Annotated in this window: 23 protein-coding genes and 1 other RNA gene; 2 read left to right on the forward strand and 22 right to left on the reverse strand. The window is 46.2% G+C overall.

Annotated features, from left to right (window positions below):
* Nucleotides 1-2: 2 nt before the first annotated feature.
* From AC1VYS_RS19955 to AC1VYS_RS19975, 5 genes are all read right to left on the reverse strand, one after another.
* On the reverse strand, nucleotides 3-1,151 hold the full coding sequence (locus AC1VYS_RS19955; RefSeq protein ID WP_482911145.1) for a cysteine desulfurase family protein: 1,149 nt from the start codon (nucleotides 1,149-1,151) through the stop codon (nucleotides 3-5).
* 162 nt (nucleotides 1,152-1,313) lie between these two features.
* Nucleotides 1,314-2,060: a lytic transglycosylase domain-containing protein gene (locus AC1VYS_RS19960; RefSeq protein WP_482911146.1), complete on the reverse strand. Its 747-nt coding sequence runs from the start codon at nucleotides 2,058-2,060 to the stop codon at nucleotides 1,314-1,316.
* A 226-nt stretch (nucleotides 2,061-2,286) separates the two neighbouring features.
* Nucleotides 2,287-2,715 (reverse strand): hypothetical protein, encoded by a 429-nt coding sequence (locus AC1VYS_RS19965; RefSeq protein WP_482911147.1) that lies wholly within the window; start codon nucleotides 2,713-2,715, stop codon nucleotides 2,287-2,289.
* Nucleotides 2,716-2,749: 34 nt separating this feature from the next.
* The gene (locus AC1VYS_RS19970) at nucleotides 2,750-2,968 is read right to left on the reverse strand and encodes a DUF1540 domain-containing protein (protein ID WP_090914705.1); all 219 of its coding nucleotides are present in this window, start codon (nucleotides 2,966-2,968) and stop codon (nucleotides 2,750-2,752) included.
* A 173-nt stretch (nucleotides 2,969-3,141) separates the two neighbouring features.
* On the reverse strand, nucleotides 3,142-3,648 hold the full coding sequence (locus tag AC1VYS_RS19975; RefSeq protein WP_434750110.1) for a YpuI family protein: 507 nt from the start codon (nucleotides 3,646-3,648) through the stop codon (nucleotides 3,142-3,144).
* Between the two features lie 301 nt (nucleotides 3,649-3,949).
* Between AC1VYS_RS19975 and AC1VYS_RS19980 the strand changes: the two genes are divergently transcribed.
* On the forward strand, nucleotides 3,950-5,824 hold the full coding sequence (locus AC1VYS_RS19980; RefSeq protein WP_482911148.1) for a S8 family peptidase: 1,875 nt from the start codon (nucleotides 3,950-3,952) through the stop codon (nucleotides 5,822-5,824).
* Nucleotides 5,825-5,925: 101 nt separating this feature from the next.
* Here AC1VYS_RS19980 and AC1VYS_RS19985 read toward each other — a convergent pair whose 3' ends face one another.
* Together AC1VYS_RS19985 and pdxR are read right to left on the reverse strand one after the other, a co-directional pair.
* Nucleotides 5,926-6,180, reverse strand: coding sequence for a hypothetical protein (locus AC1VYS_RS19985; protein WP_441929427.1), 255 nt, complete (start codon nucleotides 6,178-6,180; stop codon nucleotides 5,926-5,928).
* Between the two features lie 85 nt (nucleotides 6,181-6,265).
* Nucleotides 6,266-7,792 carry a MocR-like pyridoxine biosynthesis transcription factor PdxR gene (gene pdxR / locus AC1VYS_RS19990; RefSeq protein ID WP_482911149.1) on the reverse strand — a complete coding sequence of 509 codons (1,527 nt, stop codon included), beginning with the start codon at nucleotides 7,790-7,792 and terminating at the stop codon, nucleotides 6,266-6,268.
* A gap of 112 nt (nucleotides 7,793-7,904) precedes the next feature.
* Here pdxR and AC1VYS_RS19995 point away from each other — a divergent pair, with 112 nt between their 5' ends.
* Nucleotides 7,905-9,134 carry an aminotransferase-like domain-containing protein gene (locus tag AC1VYS_RS19995; RefSeq protein WP_482911150.1) on the forward strand — a complete coding sequence of 410 codons (1,230 nt, stop codon included), beginning with the start codon at nucleotides 7,905-7,907 and terminating at the stop codon, nucleotides 9,132-9,134.
* Nucleotides 9,135-9,429: 295 nt separating this feature from the next.
* Here AC1VYS_RS19995 and rnpB read toward each other — a convergent pair.
* From rnpB to AC1VYS_RS20070, 15 genes are all read right to left on the reverse strand, one after another.
* Nucleotides 9,430-9,838, reverse strand: an RNA gene (gene rnpB / locus AC1VYS_RS20000) — RNase P RNA component class A.
* A gap of 81 nt (nucleotides 9,839-9,919) precedes the next feature.
* Nucleotides 9,920-11,035, reverse strand: a complete 1,116-nt coding sequence (locus AC1VYS_RS20005) for a Nif3-like dinuclear metal center hexameric protein (protein ID WP_482911151.1) — start codon at nucleotides 11,033-11,035, stop codon at nucleotides 9,920-9,922.
* A complete protein-coding gene (locus AC1VYS_RS20010; RefSeq protein WP_482911152.1) occupies nucleotides 11,011-11,769 on the reverse strand; it encodes a tRNA (adenine(22)-N(1))-methyltransferase in 759 nt (252 codons plus the stop codon). The genes AC1VYS_RS20005 and AC1VYS_RS20010 overlap by 25 nt, the downstream gene beginning before the upstream one ends.
* A 185-nt stretch (nucleotides 11,770-11,954) precedes the next feature.
* Nucleotides 11,955-13,094, reverse strand: coding sequence for an RNA polymerase sigma factor RpoD (gene rpoD, locus AC1VYS_RS20015; RefSeq protein ID WP_154888049.1), 1,140 nt, complete (start codon nucleotides 13,092-13,094; stop codon nucleotides 11,955-11,957).
* Nucleotides 13,095-13,139: 45 nt separating this feature from the next.
* Nucleotides 13,140-14,960: a DNA primase gene (gene dnaG, locus AC1VYS_RS20020; RefSeq protein WP_482911153.1), complete on the reverse strand. Its 1,821-nt coding sequence runs from the start codon at nucleotides 14,958-14,960 to the stop codon at nucleotides 13,140-13,142.
* Nucleotides 14,961-15,007: 47 nt separating this feature from the next.
* Complete coding sequence (locus AC1VYS_RS20025) at nucleotides 15,008-15,466, reverse strand: YaiI/YqxD family protein (protein WP_482911154.1); 459 nt, start codon at nucleotides 15,464-15,466, stop codon at nucleotides 15,008-15,010.
* Nucleotides 15,467-15,702: 236 nt separating this feature from the next.
* Nucleotides 15,703-17,778, reverse strand: coding sequence for a glycine--tRNA ligase subunit beta (glyS, locus tag AC1VYS_RS20030; protein ID WP_482911155.1), 2,076 nt, complete (start codon nucleotides 17,776-17,778; stop codon nucleotides 15,703-15,705).
* Entirely contained in the window at nucleotides 17,771-18,658 is an 888-nt protein-coding gene (gene glyQ, locus AC1VYS_RS20035; RefSeq protein WP_110897982.1) for a glycine--tRNA ligase subunit alpha, read from the reverse strand. Before glyQ ends, glyS begins: the two co-directional genes overlap by 8 nt.
* Nucleotides 18,659-19,073: 415 nt before the next feature.
* Nucleotides 19,074-19,826, reverse strand: coding sequence for a DNA repair protein RecO (gene recO, locus AC1VYS_RS20040; RefSeq protein ID WP_482911156.1), 753 nt, complete (start codon nucleotides 19,824-19,826; stop codon nucleotides 19,074-19,076).
* Between the two features lie 33 nt (nucleotides 19,827-19,859).
* Nucleotides 19,860-20,000: a YqzL family protein gene (locus tag AC1VYS_RS20045; RefSeq protein ID WP_434750099.1), complete on the reverse strand. Its 141-nt coding sequence runs from the start codon at nucleotides 19,998-20,000 to the stop codon at nucleotides 19,860-19,862.
* Nucleotides 20,001-20,129: 129 nt separating this feature from the next.
* Entirely contained in the window at nucleotides 20,130-21,029 is a 900-nt protein-coding gene (gene era / locus AC1VYS_RS20050) for a GTPase Era (protein WP_482911157.1), read from the reverse strand.
* A 31-nt stretch (nucleotides 21,030-21,060) separates the two neighbouring features.
* Nucleotides 21,061-21,474, reverse strand: coding sequence for a cytidine deaminase (locus AC1VYS_RS20055; RefSeq protein ID WP_441929415.1), 414 nt, complete (start codon nucleotides 21,472-21,474; stop codon nucleotides 21,061-21,063).
* 561 nt (nucleotides 21,475-22,035) lie between these two features.
* Complete coding sequence (locus AC1VYS_RS20060; protein WP_482911158.1) at nucleotides 22,036-22,413, reverse strand: diacylglycerol kinase family protein; 378 nt, start codon at nucleotides 22,411-22,413, stop codon at nucleotides 22,036-22,038.
* The gene (ybeY, locus tag AC1VYS_RS20065; RefSeq protein WP_482911159.1) at nucleotides 22,413-22,910 is read right to left on the reverse strand and encodes an rRNA maturation RNase YbeY; all 498 of its coding nucleotides are present in this window, start codon (nucleotides 22,908-22,910) and stop codon (nucleotides 22,413-22,415) included. The genes AC1VYS_RS20060 and ybeY overlap by 1 nt, the downstream gene beginning before the upstream one ends.
* A gap of 33 nt (nucleotides 22,911-22,943) precedes the next feature.
* The gene (locus AC1VYS_RS20070; RefSeq protein ID WP_482915072.1) at nucleotides 22,944-25,193 is read right to left on the reverse strand and encodes an HD family phosphohydrolase; all 2,250 of its coding nucleotides are present in this window, start codon (nucleotides 25,191-25,193) and stop codon (nucleotides 22,944-22,946) included.
* Between the last annotated feature and the right edge of the window lie 2 nt (nucleotides 25,194-25,195).

Below are 25,195 nucleotides of genomic sequence, written 5' to 3' on the forward strand. Positions count from 1 at the left end.
ATTTACATCCGCCTTTCGAGTGGCCGTAATTGTGCCACCATCTGATGCAGTGCCTTTTCCAGCATGGCTGCATCCTCTTCTGTATGTTCGTCACCAAAGCTAATTCGCAATCCCCCAGCCGCACAGGAGGCATCTCTTCCCATCGCAAGCAACACCCGGCTCGGTTCAGCTGAACGCGAGGAGCAAGCAGACTGAGTGGACACCGTACATCCAAGTTGCTCTAGGGTATGCAGTGCTACTTCTGCTTTCATAGCAGGATAGGAAAAATGTACAATATGTGGCGCTCCGTCTTGGGTACTATTGAGTTGAAGCTCCGGAATAGCAGCAATCGTCTTCATCACCCGATCTCGGAGAATGCGGATACGTCTTGAAAAACCAATCTGTCCCTCTGCTGCAATCCGCATCGCCTTGGCCATGCCGACAATCAGGGCTGTATTTTCCGTACCTGCCCTGATTCCATGCTCCTGAGAGCCACCAGACAGAAGTGGTGTAAGCTCTACGCCACTTCTTACATAGAGAAGCCCGGCACCTTTGGGCCCACGTACTTTATGTGCGGACAAACTATACAGATCAGCCTTCCATTTGGCTGGTGCAACGTGCATTTTTCCAAAACCCTGAACACCGTCTACATGAAAAAGGACTCGCGGGGCATTTTTTTTGAGCAGATTACCTATCTCTTCTACTGGATGAATGGCACCAGTTTCGTTGTTCACATGCATCAGACTAACAAGCACGGTATCTGGACGAACGGCTTTCAGTACTTGCTCAGCAGTAACGACACCCGTTGAATCTACAGGAAGAAAAGTTATTTCCCATCCCCACTGCTGTAACTGCAACACGCTCTCATACACAGACGCGTGCTCCGTTGCTGTCGTTATAATATGTTTCCCCCGTGAGCTATAACGAAGAGCAGCACCTTTGATGGCCAGATTATTACTCTCCGTTGCCCCAGATGTAAATATAATTTCATCTGCTTTTACACCAATTGTAGCAGCACAACCCGTCCGAGCCCGGCGCAGTAGTTGATCTGCACGTTGACCATATCCATGAATCGACGATGCGTTTCCGAACTGTGTTTCCATAATTTCCGCCATCGTGCGAACTACATCGGGATATGGAGGTGTCGTTGCAGCATAATCAAAATATTTCAAAACGAGGTGCACCTTCCTTATCAATTCGTTCATGAACCTATAGTGAGCATTGTACCACGATCTCGCTACAACACAAAAAAAAGACCAACTGAAAGTAGGCAATGAAGGCCTGCCTTTTAAGTTGGATCTCTTTATTTGCGACATGCTTAGAAGATGTCCGTTTTAGATCGAATACTTGGAACGAGCCCGCTCCACTTTAGTGATATAATTCTGTGTTTCCACAGGCAACAAATGAAGCATACTCATCAGTTCATTATCATTGGTAACACCCAGTTTGGACAACCGACCTGGGCCAGCATTGTAGGCTGCCAAAGCCATTTTCTCCTGCCCGCCAAAACGCTGGAGCTGAAGGGATAAATATTTGGTCCCGGCATCAATATTCTGACCCGGATCAAAGGAGTCACTCACACCAAGTCCAGCTGCCGTACCATCCATTAATTGCATCAGACCCTTCGCACCTGCAGAAGAGACAACATTTGGATTAAAACCTGATTCCGTATCAATGACCGCTTTGATTAAAGACTCAGGTACACCGTACTTCATACTAGCCTGTGAGATCAGTGATTCGAAATCCGTAGGCACGGATTTACCGGAATCAGCTTGTCCTGTACTGTTCACAGCAAGCAGCGATTCTAGACTGTCCGCTCGTGGAGAACTTACAGTATTCAGATTCGGACTATAGGTACTACCGAGCTGTAGCCACAACAAACCGTCGTTCGATCTCTTGGAGATCAAAGGCTGATTCTCTGTATCGTTCATACTACGAGTGTCCGCAGTTAACAATCCATCCATCATATTAGAAAAGTCTGTCGTCGAACCAGTTTGCACCGCTGATCCGCTCGTTGAGTTACTCATATTAGACAATTGCAGCTCCAGTAATTGCCGCGAACTGCGTGGATCAATTTGCATGGGTTATATCCACTCCCGTTTCATTCAAGCTTAATGACTTTATTCTACATTGTTTTACAGACAGGTTCCATCATTTTCATAAAAAATAGCTGATAAGACGTTTAAAAATGCGTGAATGCGAAAAAAACCTTCTGATTCACCATAAGGAAGTGAATACAGAAGGTTTTTCTAACATTCCTGTGGTCAGAAGATATTTCTCTTATCCCACGAAAGGATAGCCCCTTTTTTAACGTGCAAAAGGAATCATAAAAAAGTAGCTCAGTGTAGCAACGACGCCCAATCCAATAGCCCAGGCTCCTGATGTTTTACGGCCATTCACATAAGCATAATAACCAAGTACGGCTGCAGCCGGACCAAGCACAATAGACCACATGAATAATGACGCAATCCCAAAGGCAAGACCCATATAACCTGCAACACGGCCTGTAGATTCCATTATACGGTCAGCCTCATGTTTCTGCGGTACTGAGTCTGACTGTACACGGTCGACACGAACGCTATCCCTTTTTCTTACCGTTGTCTGTGGAGCAATCTCCGCCCCATACTCCTCACGGTATGCTTTTCTCGGGTAATCTACACGCTGGCGCTGTTGTTCACTTTTCGCTTCTGTGTTGTAACGATCCAGATGTTCGTCTTTGAAGTCTTCATTCTTCACGTGAAAGCACCTCCGTTAATAATTGGATGACTGCTTACTTAGGTCTGAATGTATGGCAGCAAGTGGCTGAAGAGGTACGTGCATGATCATGATGATCAGAGTCGAATGTCTCTCCGGCAAATTCCTCATGCAGACGACGGGTAGCGTGCTGGTCAATGTCAATCATGATGGCATCGGCCTGGCAAAAGTTATTTTCTCCCCAGAAATGACAGTTGGATACGCTGCATTTGACAATTGGTTTGTCATGGCTCATTTTTTATCACCTCGACACCTATTGTTTCCCCGTGCTAAATCCGATATTCTCCGTCAAAATGTCAGATGATAACATGTACAACGAACCGCACTCCCCCAACACCATTCAGGTCGAAACGGCTTTATATCCAAACACAAAAAACCGCCACAAGGGCGGTCTGGGTTTACGTATATTTAAGCGTGGTTACGTTGGTTTTGCATGCGACGCTGGGTCAGATAGTCACTCTCGTAATAGGCCAAGTCGTCACGCAGTTCTTCATAAGTTTTGGAAATTTCCAGAATAACGTCGCGCACCGCACGAATCGGCTTGTCACGGAAACGGATGGCATCCTGACCTGTGTAAGCATATCTTCCGTCCTCAGAGTAGCACTCATTTTTCGGATAGAAAAAGCTGTTTACACTTTGGTGATACGTATTATAAAGAGCCTTTTCGGCAAATTCGACATCAAAGTTGGCACGACGCAGCACAACGCCAAGTTTTTCGTAAGAAACTTCAGAAAAAACGAGCAAATGACGGAGATCTGAAAGGAATCCTTTGTAGAAGGCGGTTGATTCCTCCGTCTGGTTCTGATCCAGTTCAGGCAAAGCATTTTCATTCAAAAACTTTTCGATCCGATCGATCGCCGGTTTTAACTTTTCTCTGGTTGACTCACATGTTTTCTGTACATTGGCTGCTGACATAAAGGTAGCTCCCCCTTAAATAAGTCCTTACATATTTACATACAGGTCGGCCAAACCGTGTTTGTTCCCTGACCTTTTGAATACTCAGATATAATCCTACCATAAAAAGTTGACGAGCGGTATCCCTTAATCGCGCTTTCCATTTCTGTCATGAAACATCCTCCGAAACCGGTTGGAGGACTCCAAACTCTTTTGCATAAAAATATGTTCTTCTCCTAACGATAACTACATCCGTGATAACGGCCATGTGTCTTGGCACGCCGAATGGTCATTGTCCAAAATGAACGAGGAGGTTCTGTCTATGTCCAGACCAAAGTGGATAAATTGGGCTCTTGCAGCAGGTGCAGGCGCTTTAGCACTGACTTTACTGCTTCCCACATCCAATCGCACCGTACCACAACCGAGTGCTATGCAGGAGAATCCTCAGAAGGAACATGCAAGCAAACAGCGTTTGAAAGTTCAGGATATCAAAGCCACTGATCTGCTGACCCGTGTAGATGCCAAACAGCACCTCGGAATCATATTGGATAAAACGAACAAGATGACTGATGCACAGGTGACCCGCTATATAAAAGAACTTCAAGATTCACACGGGCACATTCGATCCATTCAGCTTATGAATATTCATGGGTCACCCATCAGAAATTTTGACCGCACGTTCAAACAAGGAAGCAAGCTAGAGCAACAAAGGTTAAATCATGCACTGAATTTAGCAAAAAAGGCAGTAAACAAGCGTCAAAGCTTTGAGTCCTCTTCATTTCCAATTGGGAAAGAAAAATACTTTGTGATGGGACAGCCCTCCAAGGATGGCAAACGAGCGATCATCGCTCTGTTTAGTCAAAGCGTATTAAATGCGGTGGAGCAACATCAGCGCAAAAACTTGCGAATGATCCCGTATCCGCGAGAAGGCAAATTCAAAATTGAATCGGTACACCCCGACACCTTAAATGAGATTACGGTAAAGACAGGACATGACAATGCCAATGCAAGCCACTTTTACGAAAATGAAATCGTCATTCGTTTCCGGCAAGATCCCGGTGAACGGGATATGCGTATTATTCGTTCAGACTTGAAGATGCAGTCTGCCCGCAAACTCGGTTATACGTATGTTTTTCGGTCTGAAACGATGAATTATAAACAATTGCGTGATTATTTCGGAAGCAAGTGGAATCCGTTATATATGGAACCCCACTATATGTACTTAACCAACGAAACGGCTGCTGAACAACCGGATGTACCTATCCCTAACGATGTTTTATTCTCGGATTATCAGTGGAATCTGCCTGCCATTGAGACAAATCGCGGCTGGAATATCACGAAGGGGAACAAAGATGTTATCGTAGCGGTAGTTGATACAGGGGTTGATGTGAATCATCCGGATCTTAAAGGCAAATTGCTTGAAGGATACAATGTCGTGAACCCGGGCAACAAACCGCTGGACGATGTCGGTCATGGCACTCATGTTGCCGGTATTATCGGGGCCATCGTGAACAATAACGAAGGTGTGGCTGGCATGAGCTGGTACAATAAGGTTCTTCCCGTCAAGGTGCTCGATAACTCTGGATCAGGTACAACCTATGCGGTTGCTGAGGGTATCATTTGGGCAGCTGATCATGGCGCCAAAGTCATTAATATGAGCCTCGGTAACTACGCGGACGCTCAATTTCTCCATGATGCTATTAAATACGCTTTTGACCGGGATATCGTACTTATCGCTGCAACCGGTAACGATAATACCGAGCGTCCAGGTTACCCCGCTGCTTATCCTGAAGTTTTTGCTGTCTCGGCCACAGACCCGGATATGAATAAAGCGTCGTACTCCAACTACGGCGATTATGTGGATGTGATGGCTCCGGGATCAAGTATCGCCAGTACCTATCCGGACAATCAATATGCTGCTCTGTCAGGTACATCCATGGCCAGTCCGCACGTTGCGGCGCTTGCAGGATTGATTCGCTCGTTGAACCCGGATCTAACCAATACGGAGGTCATGGATCTGATGCGGCAGAGTGTAATTGATCTAGGTGAGCCCGGCCACGATAAGTACTATGGCTATGGGCAGATTGATGTATATAAAGCATTGCAAGCCGCATCTGGAAGCAGTGCTCCGCTACAGTTTTGGCCGCAGCATGTCAGACAACAGATGGATAATACGATAAAAAAATATAGTCGATAATCTATATAAGTTAGTCAACTTATACAAAAACAAAAGCAGCTGCGCCCCGGGGCGTATGCTGCTCTTTGGTTTGATTCTTTTTCCCGGGGCGTTAACTGCGACTAGCGCTTGCGAGAAGTCGAGCGAGCTTTGCTTGATTTTTTCACGGATTTTTTCTTGTGACTGGATACATACATTGGACCTTCTTCTCTTATAACAACTGGATACATATGGTGAGGAATCGGAACACAGTGATGTTGTTTCACAACTTCAATCGGGTGGATGACAGGCACGATCTGTGGAATGTAATAATCCTGAACAACCTGAATCGGGTCACATACAATCGGTGAAACCTGTGGACAACAATGGTTCATCATTTCAAACCAACTCCCTTTCAAGTGATACTATAACCTATTGCAAGGAAGACGATGTGGTATGGATGGATGTCCATGTTCCTAAAAATTAAATGAGCGGTAGCCTGTCCGCCGTTGCCCCGGCTTGTTGCGAGGAGACACTCTCGATGACAGTACACAATATACGAAGCCCTTCCGTCAGAGCTTCCACGCTTGTCACAGTGAAGCATATCCGTAAACTGGATGTGTCGCTCTCAGCAACATAGCAGGCAGAACCAGGCAGAAATGAGACGCCCGCAGCGAGAGATTGCCGATGCAACTCATGTATATCCATGCTCCCCTGGAACTCCAGCCATAAATTAAGTCCCCCCTCGGGAAGACGCCACTGCATATCCCTTGTCGCATGCTTCTCCAGCACTTCTGAAGCAGCACACAAGCGCGAGTATAGCTCTTCTCTGAGCTGATATACATAAGTATCGTACTGATTATGGATGTAAGCCTGCAATGCCTTCTGCGTTAATAGGGGACTCCCCAGATCGGCCGTTGATTTGGCGGCTACAAGCCGGGTGAGTACACTCCCGTCCGCTATAGCGCAAGCTACGCGGCAACCTGGAGACAGCACTTTGCTGAAACTTTTAATGTATACGACATGCCCTGCACTATCCATAGATTTGATGGAAGAAGGAGGTGGGTCACGGAAGTATAAATCTGCAAACGGGTCATCCTCCAGAATAAGACAGTGATAACTTTGTGCAATGTTAAGCAACTGAGCCCGTCTTCGGGCACTCATCGTTACCCCTGTTGGATTGTGATAGGTAGGGATCGTATAAATCAGCTTCGGCGGATACGTGTCACACAAGCGAGTCAGCAGATCGATACGCATACCTTCGTTATCCATAGGAACAGTAATGATTTTGGCCCCCCGGCTCGTAAACACGTCAATTGCCCCTGTATACGTGGGTGCTTCCATATACACAACATCACCAGGACCGATAAATGTACGAGCTACCAGATCGATCCCCTGTTGCGCACCGCTCGTGATTAACATTCTTTCGGGCGTGACTTGAAGTCCGCGCGCAGCAAAATGTGTTGCAAACGTCTGTCTGAGTTCCCAATCTCCCTGAAATGATCCATAGGCCGCCATTCGCTCGGCATGATCAGATGATAGGTGATAAGCACTGTCAATAATATCACGCGTAGGTAACAACTCAGGCTGGATTGCTGACATATGCAGTTCATAGCGGACTTGCGGGGATGCGTCAAAATGCCTCCACAGTTGCGCTCTGGGCAAGTAATCAACCAGGGTCATCTGCCAGTTCAGCAATGCGCCCGAGTCACTGTTGCTTATTTTGTGGCCAAAATCTCCATGCTCCGTGCGATTGATTTGTGCAGAAGACTCAACTCCGGCTACGTAGCACCCCTTCCCCTGAGAGCAACGAACGAGTTGAATTGCTTCAAGTTCAGCGTAGGCCTTGGTCACAGTAACCAAACTAACACCTAAATCAGCAGTCATCTTGCGAACTGACGGCAATCTGGTGCCCGGTTCAATCAATCCTGAGCGGATGCGATCCGCGAGTGTCAGGGCAATTTGCATATATAATTTGGTACTGCTCCCTCGTTTAAGCTCAATATGCATGTCTACTTATCGCCCCCAACTGTTATGATCGTTGTTTTACTGTTATAGTGCGTTACGTCTAATATAGTTTATAATATCAGTATAACAGTGAATAACAGGAGATGAGAATAATATGAGTACACCTTGGTCCAAAATGGCACAAAACACCCCGTCCTCTGTCGTTCGCGACATGTTACAGGCTGCTCAGGCACCTGGAATGATCTCACTTGCTGGTGGATTGCCAGCACAGACTTCATTCCCGCTGGAGGCTATTCGCCTCGCTTATGAAAAAGTATTTATGAGCGGATCAGCCGCTCTTCAATATGCAGAAACGGAAGGCTACCGTCCTCTTCGTGTCAAAATTGCCGAGCGTCTGGAATCGAAAGGACTGCCGGCTTCTCCTGACCATATGCTTTTAACTACAGGATCACAGCAATCCATTGACCTGATCTGCCGTATCCTCGTGGACCCTGGTGATCGCGTGCTCGTTGAATCACCCACTTACCTCGCAGCCTTGCAGGTCATCCAATCCTATCAAGGCGTCTCACATGGCGTAGCCTGTGATGATCACGGCATGTTGCCTGAATCGCTTGAGGAGCAGCTTCAACTGCATCGCCCTAAACTCGTTTACATTAACCCTACATTCTCTAATCCGACAGGCAAAGTATGGTCACGGGAAAGAAGACAACAAGCCGTGGATTTATGTCGTAAATATAATGTGCTTATTCTGGAAGACGACCCTTATGGTGAAATCCGCTTTAACCCGGAACAGCTAGACGTTCCTGCACTTGCTGCACTGGATGCTGCTTCCTATGAAGGACCTTCGAACGTGATTTACACCAGCACCTTTTCCAAAACGGTAGCGCCAGGTCTTCGTACAGGCTGGATTCTGGCCTCTCCTGATATTGTCAAAATCGCAGCTCGGGCAAAACAAGGGGCAGATTTGCACTCCAGCAGCATCGACCAGCGGGCGCTGCACGCCTTGCTTGAAACCTTTGATCTGGATGCTCATATTCGTCAGATCTCTCAGGACTATGAGCAGCGCATGCAAAAGCTGACCACACTCATGGCATCCAAAGATTGGGACGGCATCACATGGAATTCACCACAAGGTGGCATGTTCCTGTGGCTACAATTGCCTGAGGGCATGCTCGCCAGCAATTTATTCACTTATGGCATTCAGGAAAAAGTATGTATTGTACCAGGCGATTCATTCTATGCGGGCACACCGGAGCTCAATCGGATGCGTATTAACTTCACCCATACCGACCCGGAACTACTTCCTGAAGCTGTTGAGCGAATGGATCGTGCACTCCAGCGCTGGCATGCTTCCAATCAATCAGACCATGTCGTTACGATGTAATTAATTAGGAGATATGAAACTGTAATGATCTATAGTTGATTACCACAACAGTTGGCCGTTTGTTCCATTCGAGGGATAAGCGGTTTTTCTTTATGCGTGTGTGTTTCTGTTCTCATTACGAACAAAAATAAGGCGACAAATTCGATAAATCGAATCTGCCGCCTTACTTATATACCAGTCCTGTCGTAAACAGGATCATTTAATTTGAATGTATAATTGGGAAGTTCATCATGTGATGTGCGTTGCCGACATCACACATGAAATCTCTGATACCCTTAAATCATGTTGTTGCAGTTAGGAAAGCTTACCGTAAGCCGGGTTCTGTGCTCTTCGTGGTTCAGACGGGAACTACCCTCCCACCAGAAGCGACAATCATCTATCTAGGCCGTACATTGCTGCACAGCTCAAGCGACCAACCTAGACACACCTCGGGCTAAGGCTGTCTCCTCCAAAGAGGTGACTGTGTCCCATTAGGTCTTGCTCCAGATGGGGTTTACCAGGAACGAAGTCACCAGCGTTCCTCGGGGTCTCTTACACCTCGGTTCCATCCTTGCCTGTGCCGGTAAACCCGGCCATCGGCGGTCCATTTCTGTGGCACTATCCTTCAACTCGCGCTGACTGGACGTTATCCAGCATCCTGCCCTGTGGAGCCCGGACTTTCCTCTCGTGGCAACAAGGCCACCAGCGATTGTCTGTCAAGCTTTCCGAACAACATTACATAGTATACAGGCATTTGCTTTACCATACAAGCTAAATATTAATGGAAATCAGTTGCATCCCCTCTTTTACAAGAAGCGGAATACCTCAGTATCCACGTCCGATGCAGTCACCTTTGTCTCGTATCGCTGATCTGCAAGCTGGGCACGCAGCCAATCCGCTGTTTTAGGTTTCATCATCTTCTCTGTGTTGTGACCTGGATCAATGATGCACATCCCTGCCATCAGCGCGTCATGTGCCGTGTGATAGTCAATATCACCCGTTACAATGACGTCCGCCCCCTTGAAACGTGCAGTAAGTACATAACGACTGCCTGATCCACCGAGTACAGCTGCTTTTTTGATTTTTTTGCCCAGATCACCAACTACGCGCACATGAGGCACGTTCAATTGAGCTTTAACGACCTCTACCAGTTCGCCAAGGGTTTTAGACTCCCGAAGAGGACCAAGACGTCCCAGGCCAAGTGTGCGCCCTTTTATATCCATTGCATAAAGGTCATAGGCCACTTCTTCATACGGATGAGCCTTTAACATGGCCTGAATAACCTTGCTCCGCAAACTTTGAGGTACGATCGTTTCAATCCGTATCTCTTCTACACGCTCCATCTGTCCCTGTGACCCAATAAAAGGTTGTGTTCCATCACCAGGTACAAATGTGCCTGTTCCTTCGGTGTTGAAACTGCATTTGTTATACTGACCGATACTTCCTGCACCAGCCTCTAGAATGGCCTGCAGTACTTGCTCATGATGTGTTCTAGGGACAAATACAGCCAGCTTGTACAGATGGTCTGTATGCACATCCTCAAGGGACTCCCTGCTGTCTATACCGAGTGCTTCAGCCATCCAGTCATTGATACCACCCTCCGCCACGTCAAGATTGGTGTGACTGATGTAAACTGCAATATCATGCTTGATCAGCTTCTCATACAATTTACCCATAGGTGTATCGGTACTCAGTGATTTAACAGGACGGAAAATAATAGCATGATGGGCAATAATCAAATTTGCACCGATCCGAATCGCTTCATTCACAACCTCATCTGTGACATCCAGCGCCACAAGAACGTGGGTAATCTCCTTTTGCAAACTTCCCAGCTGCAGACCAATTCGATCGTCAGGTACAGCCAGGTATTTTGGAGCAAGTCGCTCCATCATTTGAATTACGGTTTGACCTTTGGCAAACATGCCAATACCTCCTTCAAGCTGGTGATAAGCTGTTCCATCTCTGCTGCTTTGTCTCTGGATGAGTCTTGATCGGACTTGGAGATGGACTGCACTACACCTTGTAATTTGACAATCTCACTTTCCCATTTGGCAAAAAATACATCTGTTGCACGGTCCACCAAGTACGGCCCCATACGTAGCAGCAGGTCTTCAGTCAACTCCACATCACCTTGCAAGGGACGAGCGCGGTACACCTCTTCATTGGCGATTGGACTGCTGGCCTGTGGCATCGCGGTAATAATTTCATAAATCTTCCCATCTTCTTCAAGAAGCTGCTCGGCTACGACAACCCAATGATGCTCAAGAAGCCAGCGTCTCAAAATATCTTCGCCTACATTGGGCTGCAAAATTAACAACTGCACACCTTCCAGTTTGGAAATTCCTCGATCCAGAATGGAAGCGATAAGTGCGCCACCCATGCCTGCAATAGTGATAACCTCGACTTCACCGGCAGTAATGACGTCGAGTCCGTCTCCACGGCGTACCGTAATTTGTTCTTTCAATCCGGCGTCACTGACTTGTTTGCAAGCAGCATCATATGGGCCCGGGTTTACTTCTCCAGCTATTGCACTAACGGCTCTACCACTGCGAATTGCAGCGACAGGCAGCAAAGCATGGTCTGAGCCGATATCTGCCATCCGGCTTCCTTCAGGAATTTGATCATGTATTCGTTGTAATCGATTCGAAAGTTTCATGGAGCACCTACACCATTCATTTAATTTATTGATTTGCATTGAGTGAAGAAAAGCGATAAAATGAAATCCAATCAAACATTTCAAGGATGAATTTCCAAAAGAAAGAAATCCAACCGTTCAAATTAAAACTAAAGGAGACCCCGCCGCCGCCAAAAGCGTCTCGCAGAAAGTCTCCCATAGTTCAATTATTCGAGGAAATCCTTGAGTCGTTTACTGCGACTCGGGTGACGCAATTTACGAAGAGCCTTAGCTTCGATTTGACGAATACGCTCACGCGTAACGCCAAACACTTTACCTACTTCTTCGAGCGTTCTCGTACGTCCATCATCCAGACCAAAGCGCAGACGCAGAACATTTTCTTCACGCTCAGTCAAAGTGTCCAGAACATCTTCAAGCTGTTCTTTCAAGAGCTCGTAGGCAGCAGCATCTGCTGGAGCCAGCGCTTCCTGATCCTCGATGAAATCACCCAGATGGGAATCGTCCTCTTCACCAATTGGTGTTTCGAGGGAAACCGGTTCCTGTGCAATCTTTGTAATCTCACGTACTTTTTCTACACTTAGATCCATCTCCGCAGCGATTTCTTCAGGAGTTGGTTCGCGTCCAAGTTCCTGCAGCAGCTGACGGGATACCCGAATCAGCTTATTAATCGTCTCCACCATGTGAACTGGAATACGAATAGTACGTGCCTGGTCGGCAATTGCACGTGTAATGGCCTGACGAATCCACCATGTCGCATACGTACTGAACTTGTAACCCTTTTTATGGTCAAACTTCTCTACTGCTTTAATCAGACCCATGTTACCTTCCTGAATCAGATCAAGGAACAGCATGCCGCGTCCTACATAACGCTTGGCAATACTTACAACGAGACGAAGGTTGGCTTCAGCCAAACGGCGCTTCGCTTCTTCATCCCCGTTTTCGATCCGTTTTGCGAGTTGTACTTCGTCATCAGCAGACAACAAAGGTACACGCCCGATCTCCTTCAGGTACATCCGTACTGGGTCATTAATTTTGATACCAGGAGGCAAGCTTAGATCATCATCAAAGTGAAACTCATCGTCTCCCTCTCGACCATTGTTTTCGGAATCCTCGCTAGGACGAAGAGTGACCTCTTCATCATTTTCATTAACAACATCGATACCAAGGTCGCTAAGCTGTTCGTAAAACTCATCCATCTGCTCTGCATCCTGCTCAAACGGTGAGAGTTTCTCAATAATTTCCTTGTAGTTCAGTGAGGCTCTTTTCTTACCTGATTCAATCAATTGATCCTTAACCTGATCCAGTGTTAATTCTGTTTCTAGTTCAGTATGCTGATCATTCGCCATAACTCGACTCCCTCCTCCCTAGAAACATCCAACTAATCCAGACGTTCACTGTCTTTCTAGGGCAATCATCTCAAGTGCAATTTGTGCCGCGCGTACAGAATCACCTGCCCGCTCTGCAGCAATCATTTCTTCTTTTTTCAGATCGTACTGTTTTTTACGCGGATACTTTAACACTTCCCTGATGCAATCATCGAGCACTTGAACACTCCATTCACCTGGACCATCCATCATCGAGATTGAACTGACTGTCTTCTCCAGACGATCATCATGCAACGAAGACATAAAACGACTTGTATCCGGCGGTTTGCCCTGCGCATAATAGGCATATAGATAAGCAGCAATAGCTGCATGATCATCCAAGTTAAAAGCTTCGCCAAGATGTTCATTAACGTACTGAGCCGCTTCATCATCCTGTAACATCCAGGCGATCAGCTTGCGCTCAGCAGCATGGTAAGCCGGCAACAGATTTGGTGTAGGCACCTGCCTATTTTGTTGCCTACCATTATTCCACCTTTTCGGGTTATTATCCCCATAATCCTCGTTATTTTTCATCGCTTCCCGTTCCTCGTTACATTCTTGCTTCAATGTTTCAAAGGATACATCGACTTCTGCCGCTAGTTCACGAAGATATACTTCGCGCTCTGTTGGTGAAGACAGGGGAGCAATTAACTTCACCGCTTCCTTGGAATAGGCGATTTGTCCGCCACCTTCTAGCAGTATATGGTTTTTTTTGAGGTTTATAAGCTTAAATTTTGTAGTTGTTACGGCACCATCTACAATCTGATTACGGAATCGTTCACCGCCGTGCTTTCGGATAAAATCGTCTGGATCAAGTCCCTCAGGAATAAGCGCCACCTTAACCTGCAATCCGGCCTCCTCCAATATAGGGAAGTTCTTCATTGCAGCAGCCTGTCCGGCCCGGTCGCCATCATAACAGAGGATAACCTCATCACACATGCCCTTGATCATTAGAGCCTGATTCTCCGTAAGCGCCGTTCCCATGGCAGCAACGCCATTCTGAACGTCCTGTTCCCAGGCAGAGATCACATCACCATAGCCTTCAAACAAAATGACTTGCCTCTGTTTGCGTATTGCATTTTTAGCCTGGTGCAGATTGTAGAGAACTCGGCCTTTATTAAACAACCGGGTTTCCGGCGAGTTCAAGTATTTCGGCTGTCCGTCTCCTAATATCCGCCCTGCAAATGCAATTGGCTTGCCGCTCCTGCCGTGGATCGGGAACATGATTCGGTCTCTGAACTTGTCTACATATCCGTGACCTTCACTTCGCTCTGACAGAAGCCCGCCTCGCTCCATCTCTTCAAGTGGATAAGTGCGCTTCTCCAGAAATTGTACGAGCGTGTCCCAACGGTTAGGCGCATAACCAATCTGAAACTGATCAATTAATTTGTCACCAATACCGCGTGAGCGTAAATATTCCATGGCCACCTTGCCATGCTCTGTATTTTTCAACAAAAAATGATACAGCTTCGCGGTGAGCTCGTAAGCTTCCAGTAGACGAGCCGTCTCCGGATTTACATGAGCAGATTCACGCCCTTGCCAGTCACCCATGGAGATATGACTTTCTTCTGCCATCGTTTTGACAGCCTCGGGAAAGGATAACCCTTCGATTTCCATCCTAAATTTGATGGCATTTCCGCCCGTGCCGCAACCGTAGCAATAGAAAATCTGTTTCTCAGGTGTAACGGTGAACGAAGGCGTCTTCTCGGAATGAAAAGGGCAGAGGCCTTTCATATACTTCCCCTGCTTGGTCAGATGTACAAATCGGCTTACCGTATCGACGATATCATGTTGTTGCAATACCGATTCAATAATATTTTCGGGTATACCGCCTTGTCCGGTACTCATCTCGGCCACCTTCATCTCTTCTAACACGTAAATATAATTCGATAAACTTACACATTCTCCTGCAAATCTTTCAAAAGTTTTGTCAGTTTATGTTGAAAAATTTCTCGATCCTGCTCTGTGAAGGGCTTTGGACCTTTTCCATAATGCCCTCGGCGCCGAGCTTTAGCCGCTGTATGACGGGAATCAAGCATAAAATCAATATCTCGATCGTTAAATTCTCGACCTCTAAACGATAGAACATAACAACGTTTGCCAAGTGCAAGCGCCGCAAGTCCATAATCCTGCGTAATGACCACATCATACGGTTTGATATGATTCGCAATGTATAAATCTGCGCTCTGATCACTACGATCCACTTGTACGGTTCGCACACCCTCTCCCCCTTGCAGCAAATGATCAAAGGAAGAGACAAGTAATACAGGAACCTGAAAGAGGCGTGCAGTATTGGCAATCTCTGTCTTAACCGGGCAAGCATCTCCATCCACAACGATGCGACGTATATTCATTTCATTCAAACCCAGACCACCCGGTTTCATAAAATATCTGCTTATTGTAATATACGACCCCGATCAACGAAAATCCTTCTGTCGTCCGTGGAGAAAAACAGAGTCTAAAATACGGAGCGGCTGCTCAAACACTGAAACAACCCGTTCCGTATATTTATACCCTCATATATCATTCTTTAATACTGAACTTATATTCTGCCGAATTGTACAAAGATAATCATTCAAATACAGTAAGATTATCCAACTAATTTGGAGAAATCAGCAAAACCTTTTAAATCTTGATCTATGGCAGCAAGGAGAGCCAGTCGATTCGCACGCACCGCTTCATCTTCCGCCATGACCATAACGGAGTCAAAGAACACCGTGATGGCACCCTTCCATGCTGAAGCAATAGCTAAAGCTTCGGAAGCATTATGCTTAGACAATGCATCACGATAAGTTTCGTTCGTTTGATTCCAGGCATCAAACAACTGACGCTCGCCGTCTTCCATAAACAGTTCAGGGTGTACCGAAGCATTCGATGCTTTAGCTGCTAGGTTTCCAACACGGTTGAACGATTCCAGCGTTGTTTTGAATTCTTCCGCTTCCAGTACAGCTTTCATCAACGCCTCACCTTTTGGAACGATCGCGCTGATATCATCAAATCCGGAAGCAATCACTGCATCAACAACGTCATAGCGCACGGATTCGGAAAGCAATTTTTTCACACGTAGTGCAAAGAAGTCCTGCAAATCTTTACGCACCTCTGCATCTGAACGTTTCAATAGATTCATCTGCGCGTGAACTTCTAATGCTGCACCGAATACATCGGACAAGGTTAGCGGAAGCTGATGATCGAGCAAAATTTGAACAATACCCGCTGCCTGACGTCGAAGTGCATAAGGGTCCTGAGAGCCTGTAGGAATGATATTAATGGAGAAGCAGCCTACAATCGTGTCGATTTTATCTGCCGCACTAACGATTGCACCCACAAGAGATGCAGGAGATTGATCGCCAGCGAAACGAGGTTGGTAATGCTCGAATACAGCTTTAGCAACTTCTTCTTTTTCAGCAGCTTTACGAGCGTAATCTTCTCCCATGACACCTTGCAATTCAGGAAACTCACCAACCATCAACGTAACCAGATCAAACTTGCAGATGTCTGCAGATCTGCTAACCGATTCAGCCACATCGCCAGATACTTGCAACTTCGAAGCCAGGCTGTCAGCAATTTTACGGATGCGGCGAACTTTATCTCCCACCGTGCCTAGTTCTTCTTGGAAAACGATGCTTTCGAGCTTGGACAGTGAATCCTTAATCTCCAGCTTCTGATCTTCCTCGTAGAAAAACTTCGCATCAGACAGACGAGCACGCAACACCTTCTCGTTACCCTTAGCGATAACATCGAGTGAATCGCTGCCGCCATTGCGAACTGTAACAAAGTACGGCAGCAACTGGCCTTCCTGATTCAATACAGGGAAGTAACGCTGATGCTCGCGCATCGACGTAATCAGCACTTCCTGTGGAATATTCAGAAATGAGGAATCAAAGGTGCCGAACAACACCGTTGGTGTTTCGACAAGGAACAATACTTCTTCGAGCAAATCTTCCTTAATCGCAATATTCCAATTTTTATCGGCAGCAAGTGCTTCAATCTGGGATACAATCATCTGCTCACGTTCAGAGATATCTGCAATGACATGCTGAGCACGAAGCACTTCCACGTAAGCTGAAGGCTCAGATACCACAGCTTCATTGCCTAGGAAACGATGCCCACGTGTCACGTTACCTGATTTTATACCCGTGACTTCAAGATCAATGACTTCAGTGCCAAACAATGCAACAATCCAGCGAATCGGACGAACAAATTTGAAATCATAGGATGCCCAGCGCATAAATTTCGGAAAAGTCATTGCGTGTAGTACGGATAACAACCCTTCGCCAATAACGGATGCTGTCTCTACACCTTTGCTACTTTTCGTTGCATAAATGTATTCGACACCGTTCAGTTCCTTGAAAGTAAATTGATCAGGTTCTACGCCTTGACTGCGTGCAAATCCGAGTGCTGCTTTGCTCCAGTTACCGCTGTCATCCAGCGCTATTTTGCGGGAAGGCCCTTTTACCTCTTCTTCCACATCTTCCTGCTTCTCCGCTACGTTCTGAATCAGAATGGCAAGACGGCGTGGTGTCGCGTAAGCTTGCACTTCACCATAGGCAATACGGGATGAATCAAGCCATTTCACGATGCGTTCCTGAAGCTGTGCGATAGCTGCGCGCATAAAACGTGCAGGCACTTCTTCCAGACCAATTTCAAACAACAGATCCTTAGACATTCTCGGCTCCCCCTTTCTTGATCAGCGGGAAGCCCAGCTTCTCGCGCTCTTCCACATATGTTGCTGCCACTTGACGAGCTAGGTTACGGACACGGGTAATGTATCCTGTGCGCTCAGTTACACTAATCGCACCACGTGCATCCAGCAAGTTGAACGTATGGGAACATTTCAGCACATAGTCATAAGCCGGGAACACCAGATGCTGTGCCATCGCTTTATTTGCTTCTTCTTCGTACATATTAAAAAGGGTAAATAGCATTTTCACGTCGGAGATTTCAAACGTGTATTTGGAATGTTCATATTCAGGCTGACGGAATACATCTCCATAGGCAATGCCTTCAACCCATTCAAGATCAAATACATTTTCTTTTTCCTGTATGTAAGAAGCAAGACGCTCCATACCATACGTGATCTCCACAGCCACCGGATTGGTTTCAATGCCGCCGACCTGCTGGAAATACGTAAATTGCGTGATCTCCATTCCGTCAAGCCAAACTTCCCAGCCAAGACCTGCGCAGCCAAGCGAAGGGTTCTCCCAGTTATCTTCAACAAACCGGATATCGTGCTTAAGCGGATCAATACCCAGACGCTTCAAACTTTCCAGGTAGATTTCCTGAATATTATCCGGAGAAGGCTTGATAATGACCTGGAACTGATGATGCTGATACAACCGGTTAGGGTTCTCACCATATCGTCCATCGGATGGACGGCGGGAAGGCTCAACATAAGCTACTTTCCAAGGTTCTGGTCCAAGTGAACGTAAAAAGGTCATCGGGTTCATCGTACCTGCCCCTTTTTCCGTGTCATATGGCTGAACAATAATACAGTTATGCTCGGCCCAGAATTGTTGCAGCGTCAAGATCATCTGCTGAAAATTCATAATCATGCTCCTTTTCGGGTAGTTTGTTAGCAAGCATAGGAGGAGTACAGCCAATAATAAATAGCCCTCGCCCTACTACGCCTGATGTACAGACGTAGGGACGAGAGCTATTCCCGCGGTTCCACCCTACTTGGCCTGAGTCAAACAAATCCTTGTCTGATCCGGCCCACTTTTCCGTGTCCATTCATGCTCCCGAGTGCCTTGTTCACAAACCGATTCAATCAGGCTCTCACCATCCCTGACTCGCTTATCATTGATGCACCAGCTATTCATAAGCTCGTACGTATATCAATCATATTCTGAATCCAGTTTCCTACTTTCTCGTTCAATGCATGTCTCCAAAAAGAGAATTTATACTTCATAATATACAAAATGAAGTATGAAGTCAATAACTATTTTCAAGTGTGACCACAGTTCAAATCCCGTACTTTTCCATCTGATCCAGGAAAGAACGGGACTTGAGATGAAGACCTAACTGGTGATCCATGAAAGCACGCATTACTTTTTTAATCTCGGTACGGGTAGATTCACTTACAGATATATTTCCCAAGCGCTGCAGATCCAGCTGTACAAACAAGCGCAGCAACTTTAAAGTTTTTGGACTAACGGACATCGCTGGCGGGTCAAAATGTTTACATGCCCTGCATAAGACACCGCCGAGTCTGGGACTAATAAATAACTGCTCATCGGGCCGCTCCTGGTTGCATGAAATACACTCATCCAGTTGTGGTCCGTAACCAGCTGCCTGTAATATTTTCATCTCATACAGACTTATAATGACTAAAGGATCTTTATCTTCTTTCAAAGCCTTCAAACAAGCTTTTAATTGCTTGAACCAGAACGCCCCAGTCTCTTCATCCTGAAGCACTCGATCGAGCAGTTCACATGCATAAGAAGCATAGGCAGCCTTTACCAAATCTTCCCTGAGCTCATGATTGGATTCAATAATTTCTCCAGCATTCAATGTACCCAGACCTGTGTTGCGAAAATAAACATATTGACCGTAAGTAAAGGGCTGTACCAGTGCAGCATGCCGACTTTTGGGCTTTTTGGCACCTCGAACGAGTACACCTGCTTTTCCACCACTTTCGGTACAAAGCGTTACAATTTTATTTCCCTCACCGTAGTCCATGCTGCGGATGACAATGCCCTCCACCCTATATAACATGCCTCGTCACCTAACCATTCCTGAATCAGCCCTTTATTCTGTAGCTTCTTCATCTTCACTCACTTCCCTTGCAGTGTCTGACTCCTGTCCTGACGAGTTACACGTCTCGGTATATAACAAATAGGATTCAACGTCCCCTGTCATTGCAAATACCTTCCATGAAAAATCCCGCATCGGAAATTCATCCTCTCTCTTCGGAAATGACGTCTGGTTCTACCCGATAGGATGGAGTCCTGCAAGGAAAACTATGTGTTGCAATTAATGGATAAACATTTGCCCCGATATCACACTGCGTCGTAACGACTACTCGCGGCCGAAACCGAGGTCACGTAGAACACGATCCTGATTTCTCCAGTCTTTTTTCACTTTAACCCATAGATCCATAAAAATTCTGGAGCCGAGCAGGTTTTGAATATCTTGACGAGCACGCTTACCTACTTCTTTGAGTAACGCCCCTTGCTTACCGATAATGATTCCCTTTTGTGAATCACGTTCTACAAAGATGACCGCAGATATATAAACAACGCCGTTATCCTGAACTTTCATATCTTCAATCGTCACGGCGATGGAGTGTGGAACCTCTTCGCGGGTCATTTGCAAAATTTTCTCACGAATCAGCTCGGCGCAGACAAACTGCTCAGGGTGATCCGTTACTTGATCGTCCGGGTAGTACTGCGGACCTTCCGGCAAATACTTACCGATCTGCTCCAGCAACGTGCTAACATTGCTACCGAGCATAGCAGAGACAGGCACGATTTCTGCAAAATCATGCAGTTTACGATATTCCTCAATCAGCGGAAGCAACGCTTCCGGGGCAATTTTGTCGATTTTATTCATAACCAAAATAACGGGTGTACGCACATTTTTCAATTGTTCGGCAATGTATCGATCTCCGCCTCCCATACCTTCCGAGGCATCGATTAGAAACAAAGCAGCTTCAACCTCACCAAGTGTATTCAAGGCGGTTTCATTCATGTAATCCCCAAGCTTGGATTGACGTTTGTGAATTCCCGGCGTGTCCAGGAAAACAATTTGTTGTTCTTCGGATGTGTACACCCCGTGAATTTTGTTACGCGTTGTCTGTGGCTTGTCCGACATAATTGCAATTTTCTGACCAATCACCTGATTCATCAGAGTAGACTTACCTACGTTAGGACGTCCGATGATTGCAACGAATCCGGATTTAAATGCTTGTTTTTTCATATGTTCCTCCTCAGGCGCCTAGGCCTGAAATTTATTTTTTAGCAGAGTTTAGATCTGAGGGACCAAATGCCCATGGCAGCAATTCAGCAACTGTCGTTTCTAACAAGTCGCCTTTCAAATTACCCAAAATGACTTTCATATCCGGCTCACACAGTTCAAACATTACTTGGCGACATACGCCACATGGAGCAATTGGCCCTTCGGTATCACCAACGATGGCCATCGCCTTGAAACTGCGCGGCTTGTGCCCTCCGGCAATCGCACTGAACATCGCGGTACGCTCAGCACAGTTACCCGGTGTGTACGCCGCATTTTCAATATTACATCCATGATGCACATGTCCTTCGCTATCCAGCAATGCTGCGCCTACCCCAAAATGGGAATATGGCGTGTACGCTTTTGTACGTGCCTTTATTGCTTCCTGCATCAATAAGCCATTATCCATTAATATTTCTCTCCCTTAGGGTGTGTATAAAGGTGTGCTCTTTGAGTTAAGTTGATTAAAACCGTTTGATTACACTCAGTCACTCCGATGACAGAATAACCTTTCGATCGCTGTTATCCTCGGATTTTTTCGAATCACTTTTCCAAAGTGAAAATCCGATGATAAAGGCGAGCGCTTCGCTTCTACAGGTTTTTTCTGTCCTCTCCGTTATTGTGTAATCTCTGGGAAATCAACTTAAAAGCAGAAGCACACTTTAATTGGTAGTGTGCATTTAAAACATGAAAACCGTTGGATTACACTGGACACTCCGATGACAGAATAACCTTTCGATCGCTGTTATCCTCGGATTTTTTCGAATCACTTTTTTACAAAGTGAAAATCCGATGATAAAGGCGAGCGCTTCGCTTCTACAGGTTTTTTCTGTCCTCTCCGTTCTTGTGTAATCTCAGGAAAATTAACTTAAAAGCAGAAGCACAACTTCATTGATGGTTTGCAATGAAAACCTTAAACCAGTTGATTGCACTGAGTCACTCCGATGACAGAATAACCTTTTAATTGTTGTTATACCAATAGTAGTTTTAGCCAAGCAAAAACTGGTTTAAGGAAAACAATACATCCTATGATGACGGCGAACACCGCAGCCAGCAAAACTGCCCCAGCCGCGGTGTCTTTTGCCGCTTTTGCGAGCGGATGAATATCGGGCTGGGCCAAATCAACAGCGGCTTCTACGGCTGTATTCATCAGTTCCGTGACCAGAACCATGAAGACAGCTGTCAGTACAAACATCCAGTCCGTTCTCGAAATGTGGAAAAAAAATCCGGCTACACACATCAAAACGGCAACTCCCGTGTGAACTCTAACATTCCGTTGCGTACGCAAGCCGTATGCAATTCCTTCCATAGCATTAAGGAATACCAGACCCCAGGAGCGCCTTTTCATTATCGTGTCAACCCAGCCTGGGCGAGAACAGCTTCCTGTTTCCCCATCATCTCCGCCTCACTAGCCTCATCCTGGTGGTCATAACCAAGCAGATGCAGGAAGCCATGAACAAACAGGAAGCCAAGCTCACGCTCGAATGAATGTCCATATTCCTCACTTTGCACGATCGTCCGTGGAACAGAAATGATAATGTCACCGAGCACATCCGGCATCTCTTCCATTTCCTCATCCTCATCAAGCTCGTAGATGATATCTAGCTCTTCGTCTACGGTTTCATTCATTGCAAAGGACAACACGTCCGTAGGACGGTCGATGCCACGATAATCGCGATTTAGCTCGTGAATCTGCTCATCATTTACAAACGTCAGAGCAACTTCTCCGTCGGTAATCCCCTCTGCTTCGCCAGCAAGAGCCAGCAACTGCTCCAGCATTACGATCATTGGCTCTGTAATTTCTTTATCCTCTTGTTCATTATTCCATGCAAGGTTAAGACTCATTCTTTCATAACTCCTGTCTACTCATAATATAAGTCAGCCAGCTTCTGGCGACGTCGGCTTTTGTTTCTTGATCTCTTCCGGATACTCAATTCTGGAGTGGAAAATGCCCATAACCGTTTCCTTTAATGTTTTGGCGACGATATCCAGTTCACGCATCGTAAGGTCACAATCGTTGAACTGATGATCATCCAGACGGCCTTTGATGATTTTTTCTATCATCGACTCTACCTGCTCCACAGTCGGCTTGCGTAGTGAGCGAACCGCTGCCTCCACACTATCAGCAATGCCTACAATCGCAGACTCCTTAGACTGTGCCTTCGGCCCCGGATAACGGAAATCCTCTTCTGTGAAATCGGGTTCGATTCCCGCTTCTTCTGCCTGACGGAGCGCCTTGTGGTAGAAGTAGTGAAGGAACGTTGTACCATGATGCTGCTCAGCAATATCCCGAATCGGCTTCGGCAACTTGTAGTCCTTCTGCATCTCAACGCCATCCCGTGCATGCGCAACGATAATTGACTTGCTTAGCTTCGGATCGATGGAATCATGCGGATTCTCCATGTTGTTTTGGTTCTCAATAAAATAGACAGGCCGCTTGGTTTTCCCGATATCATGATAATACGACCCCACGCGACATAACAACCCATTAGCCCCTATAGCCTCAGCCGCCGCTTCAGACAGATTACCAACCATAACGCTATGATGATACGTACCCGGTGTCTCTGTAAGCAGCTTGCGGAGCAATGGATGATTTGGATTCGAAAGCTCAACCAGTTTAAGCGCGGATAGAATGCCAAACGACGTTTCAAAAAACGGCATTAGCCCGATAACCAGAATAGCTGTCAGTACCCCGCCTGCAAAGGCGTATCCAATGCCATACAGCGTTGTTGTTCTGTTCCAATCGCCTGTGTCAATTAAAGCCAGTGTAAAGACAGCTAGAGATCCGAACAGACAGACCATGATAGCTCCTTTTAAGATGGTTGATCGCTGACTTGCTCGGTGCGTTGCAAAAATCGCCACAAACGAAACAACAACGGCAAAGAAGCCAAGTTCAAAGTCAAAAAGCTGACCCTGGTGTGTATTCAAAATAATACTGGACAGTATGCCGATAAGAATCGAGCATACAAATGCAAGCGATGTATCCAGTAGCAACGCGATCAACATCGCTCCAACAGCCACCGGTGCTAAAAAACCGATAAATGGACGCTCATTGGTCTGAATCAAGGCTGTCACATGCATTACAACAATTGAAATAATAAAGATGATAACAAGCATAAGCAGCTGGGCATTATTATATTTGAAATGTGTTCCACTGCCTTGCTGAATAAACATTAAAATCGCAGCTGACAGCATACAGGAGAACAAAAGTAATCCCAGCTGCGGCCAGTAGTTGACTTCATTTTTCAGCAAATCATTCTCATTAAGCAGCGCATACATTTCCGGGGTTATGATCTCCCCTTTAGAAACCAGTGTATCTCCTTGCTTGATAAACACCGTCGGTGTGTTCTCACGCGCTTGGACTTTCGCTTCTTTGGTACCCTCTTCATCATAGAAACGGTTAGCCGTTACCACCAGTCGCGTAAGCTCCTGTACAACTTCACGCTGTGTACGTTTACTAAGTGAGCTTGCGCTGACCATCTCCGCCACTTTTGCACGGGCTGTTGTGGCCTCACTGACCTGATCCGTCATCAGTCTTGCTACAATATCACGCGCAACAGGCTTCATCTCTTGAATATCATCCGAAGTCAGACGCGAGATTTTGATGTACGTTTCTTCAGGAATGCGGTAGCTTTGTTCCTGCACAACGTTTCGAATCTCTTCCAGCAACGTATCGGAGTATGTACCGGTTTTCCGATTGTTATTGATATAATTAGATACAAAGTCTTTCTGACGCTGCGGAATCTCATCGCGATAAATATCAATTTTGTCCTGACTTGAGATCTGATCATCCTGATTTAAACGGTCAATGCGATCCAGCAGCGTTGTCATCAAATTTTCGTTACGCATCTGCACGATCTGATAGATCGGCTGTACACGCTCGGCTGCTTCTTCTTGTGCCTTAAGTGTTGCCTTGTTATTCGGGATCTGCATAGGCGCAGCAATATCCACTTCACTTCGTGTTCCTTCCTGAATGTCATACCGTTCAGGTAAGAGTTTGGAAGAAAGACTCACGTAAAAGAGGATCACTAAAAACAAAAAGAGAAGATAGCGTGCCCACACGCTATACTTCCATCCTGTCGCTCTATTATGAAAAGATTTGCCTTTTGACATTTCTTTCGAGGTCACTT

This window comes from Paenibacillus sp. G34, assembly GCF_056856875.1.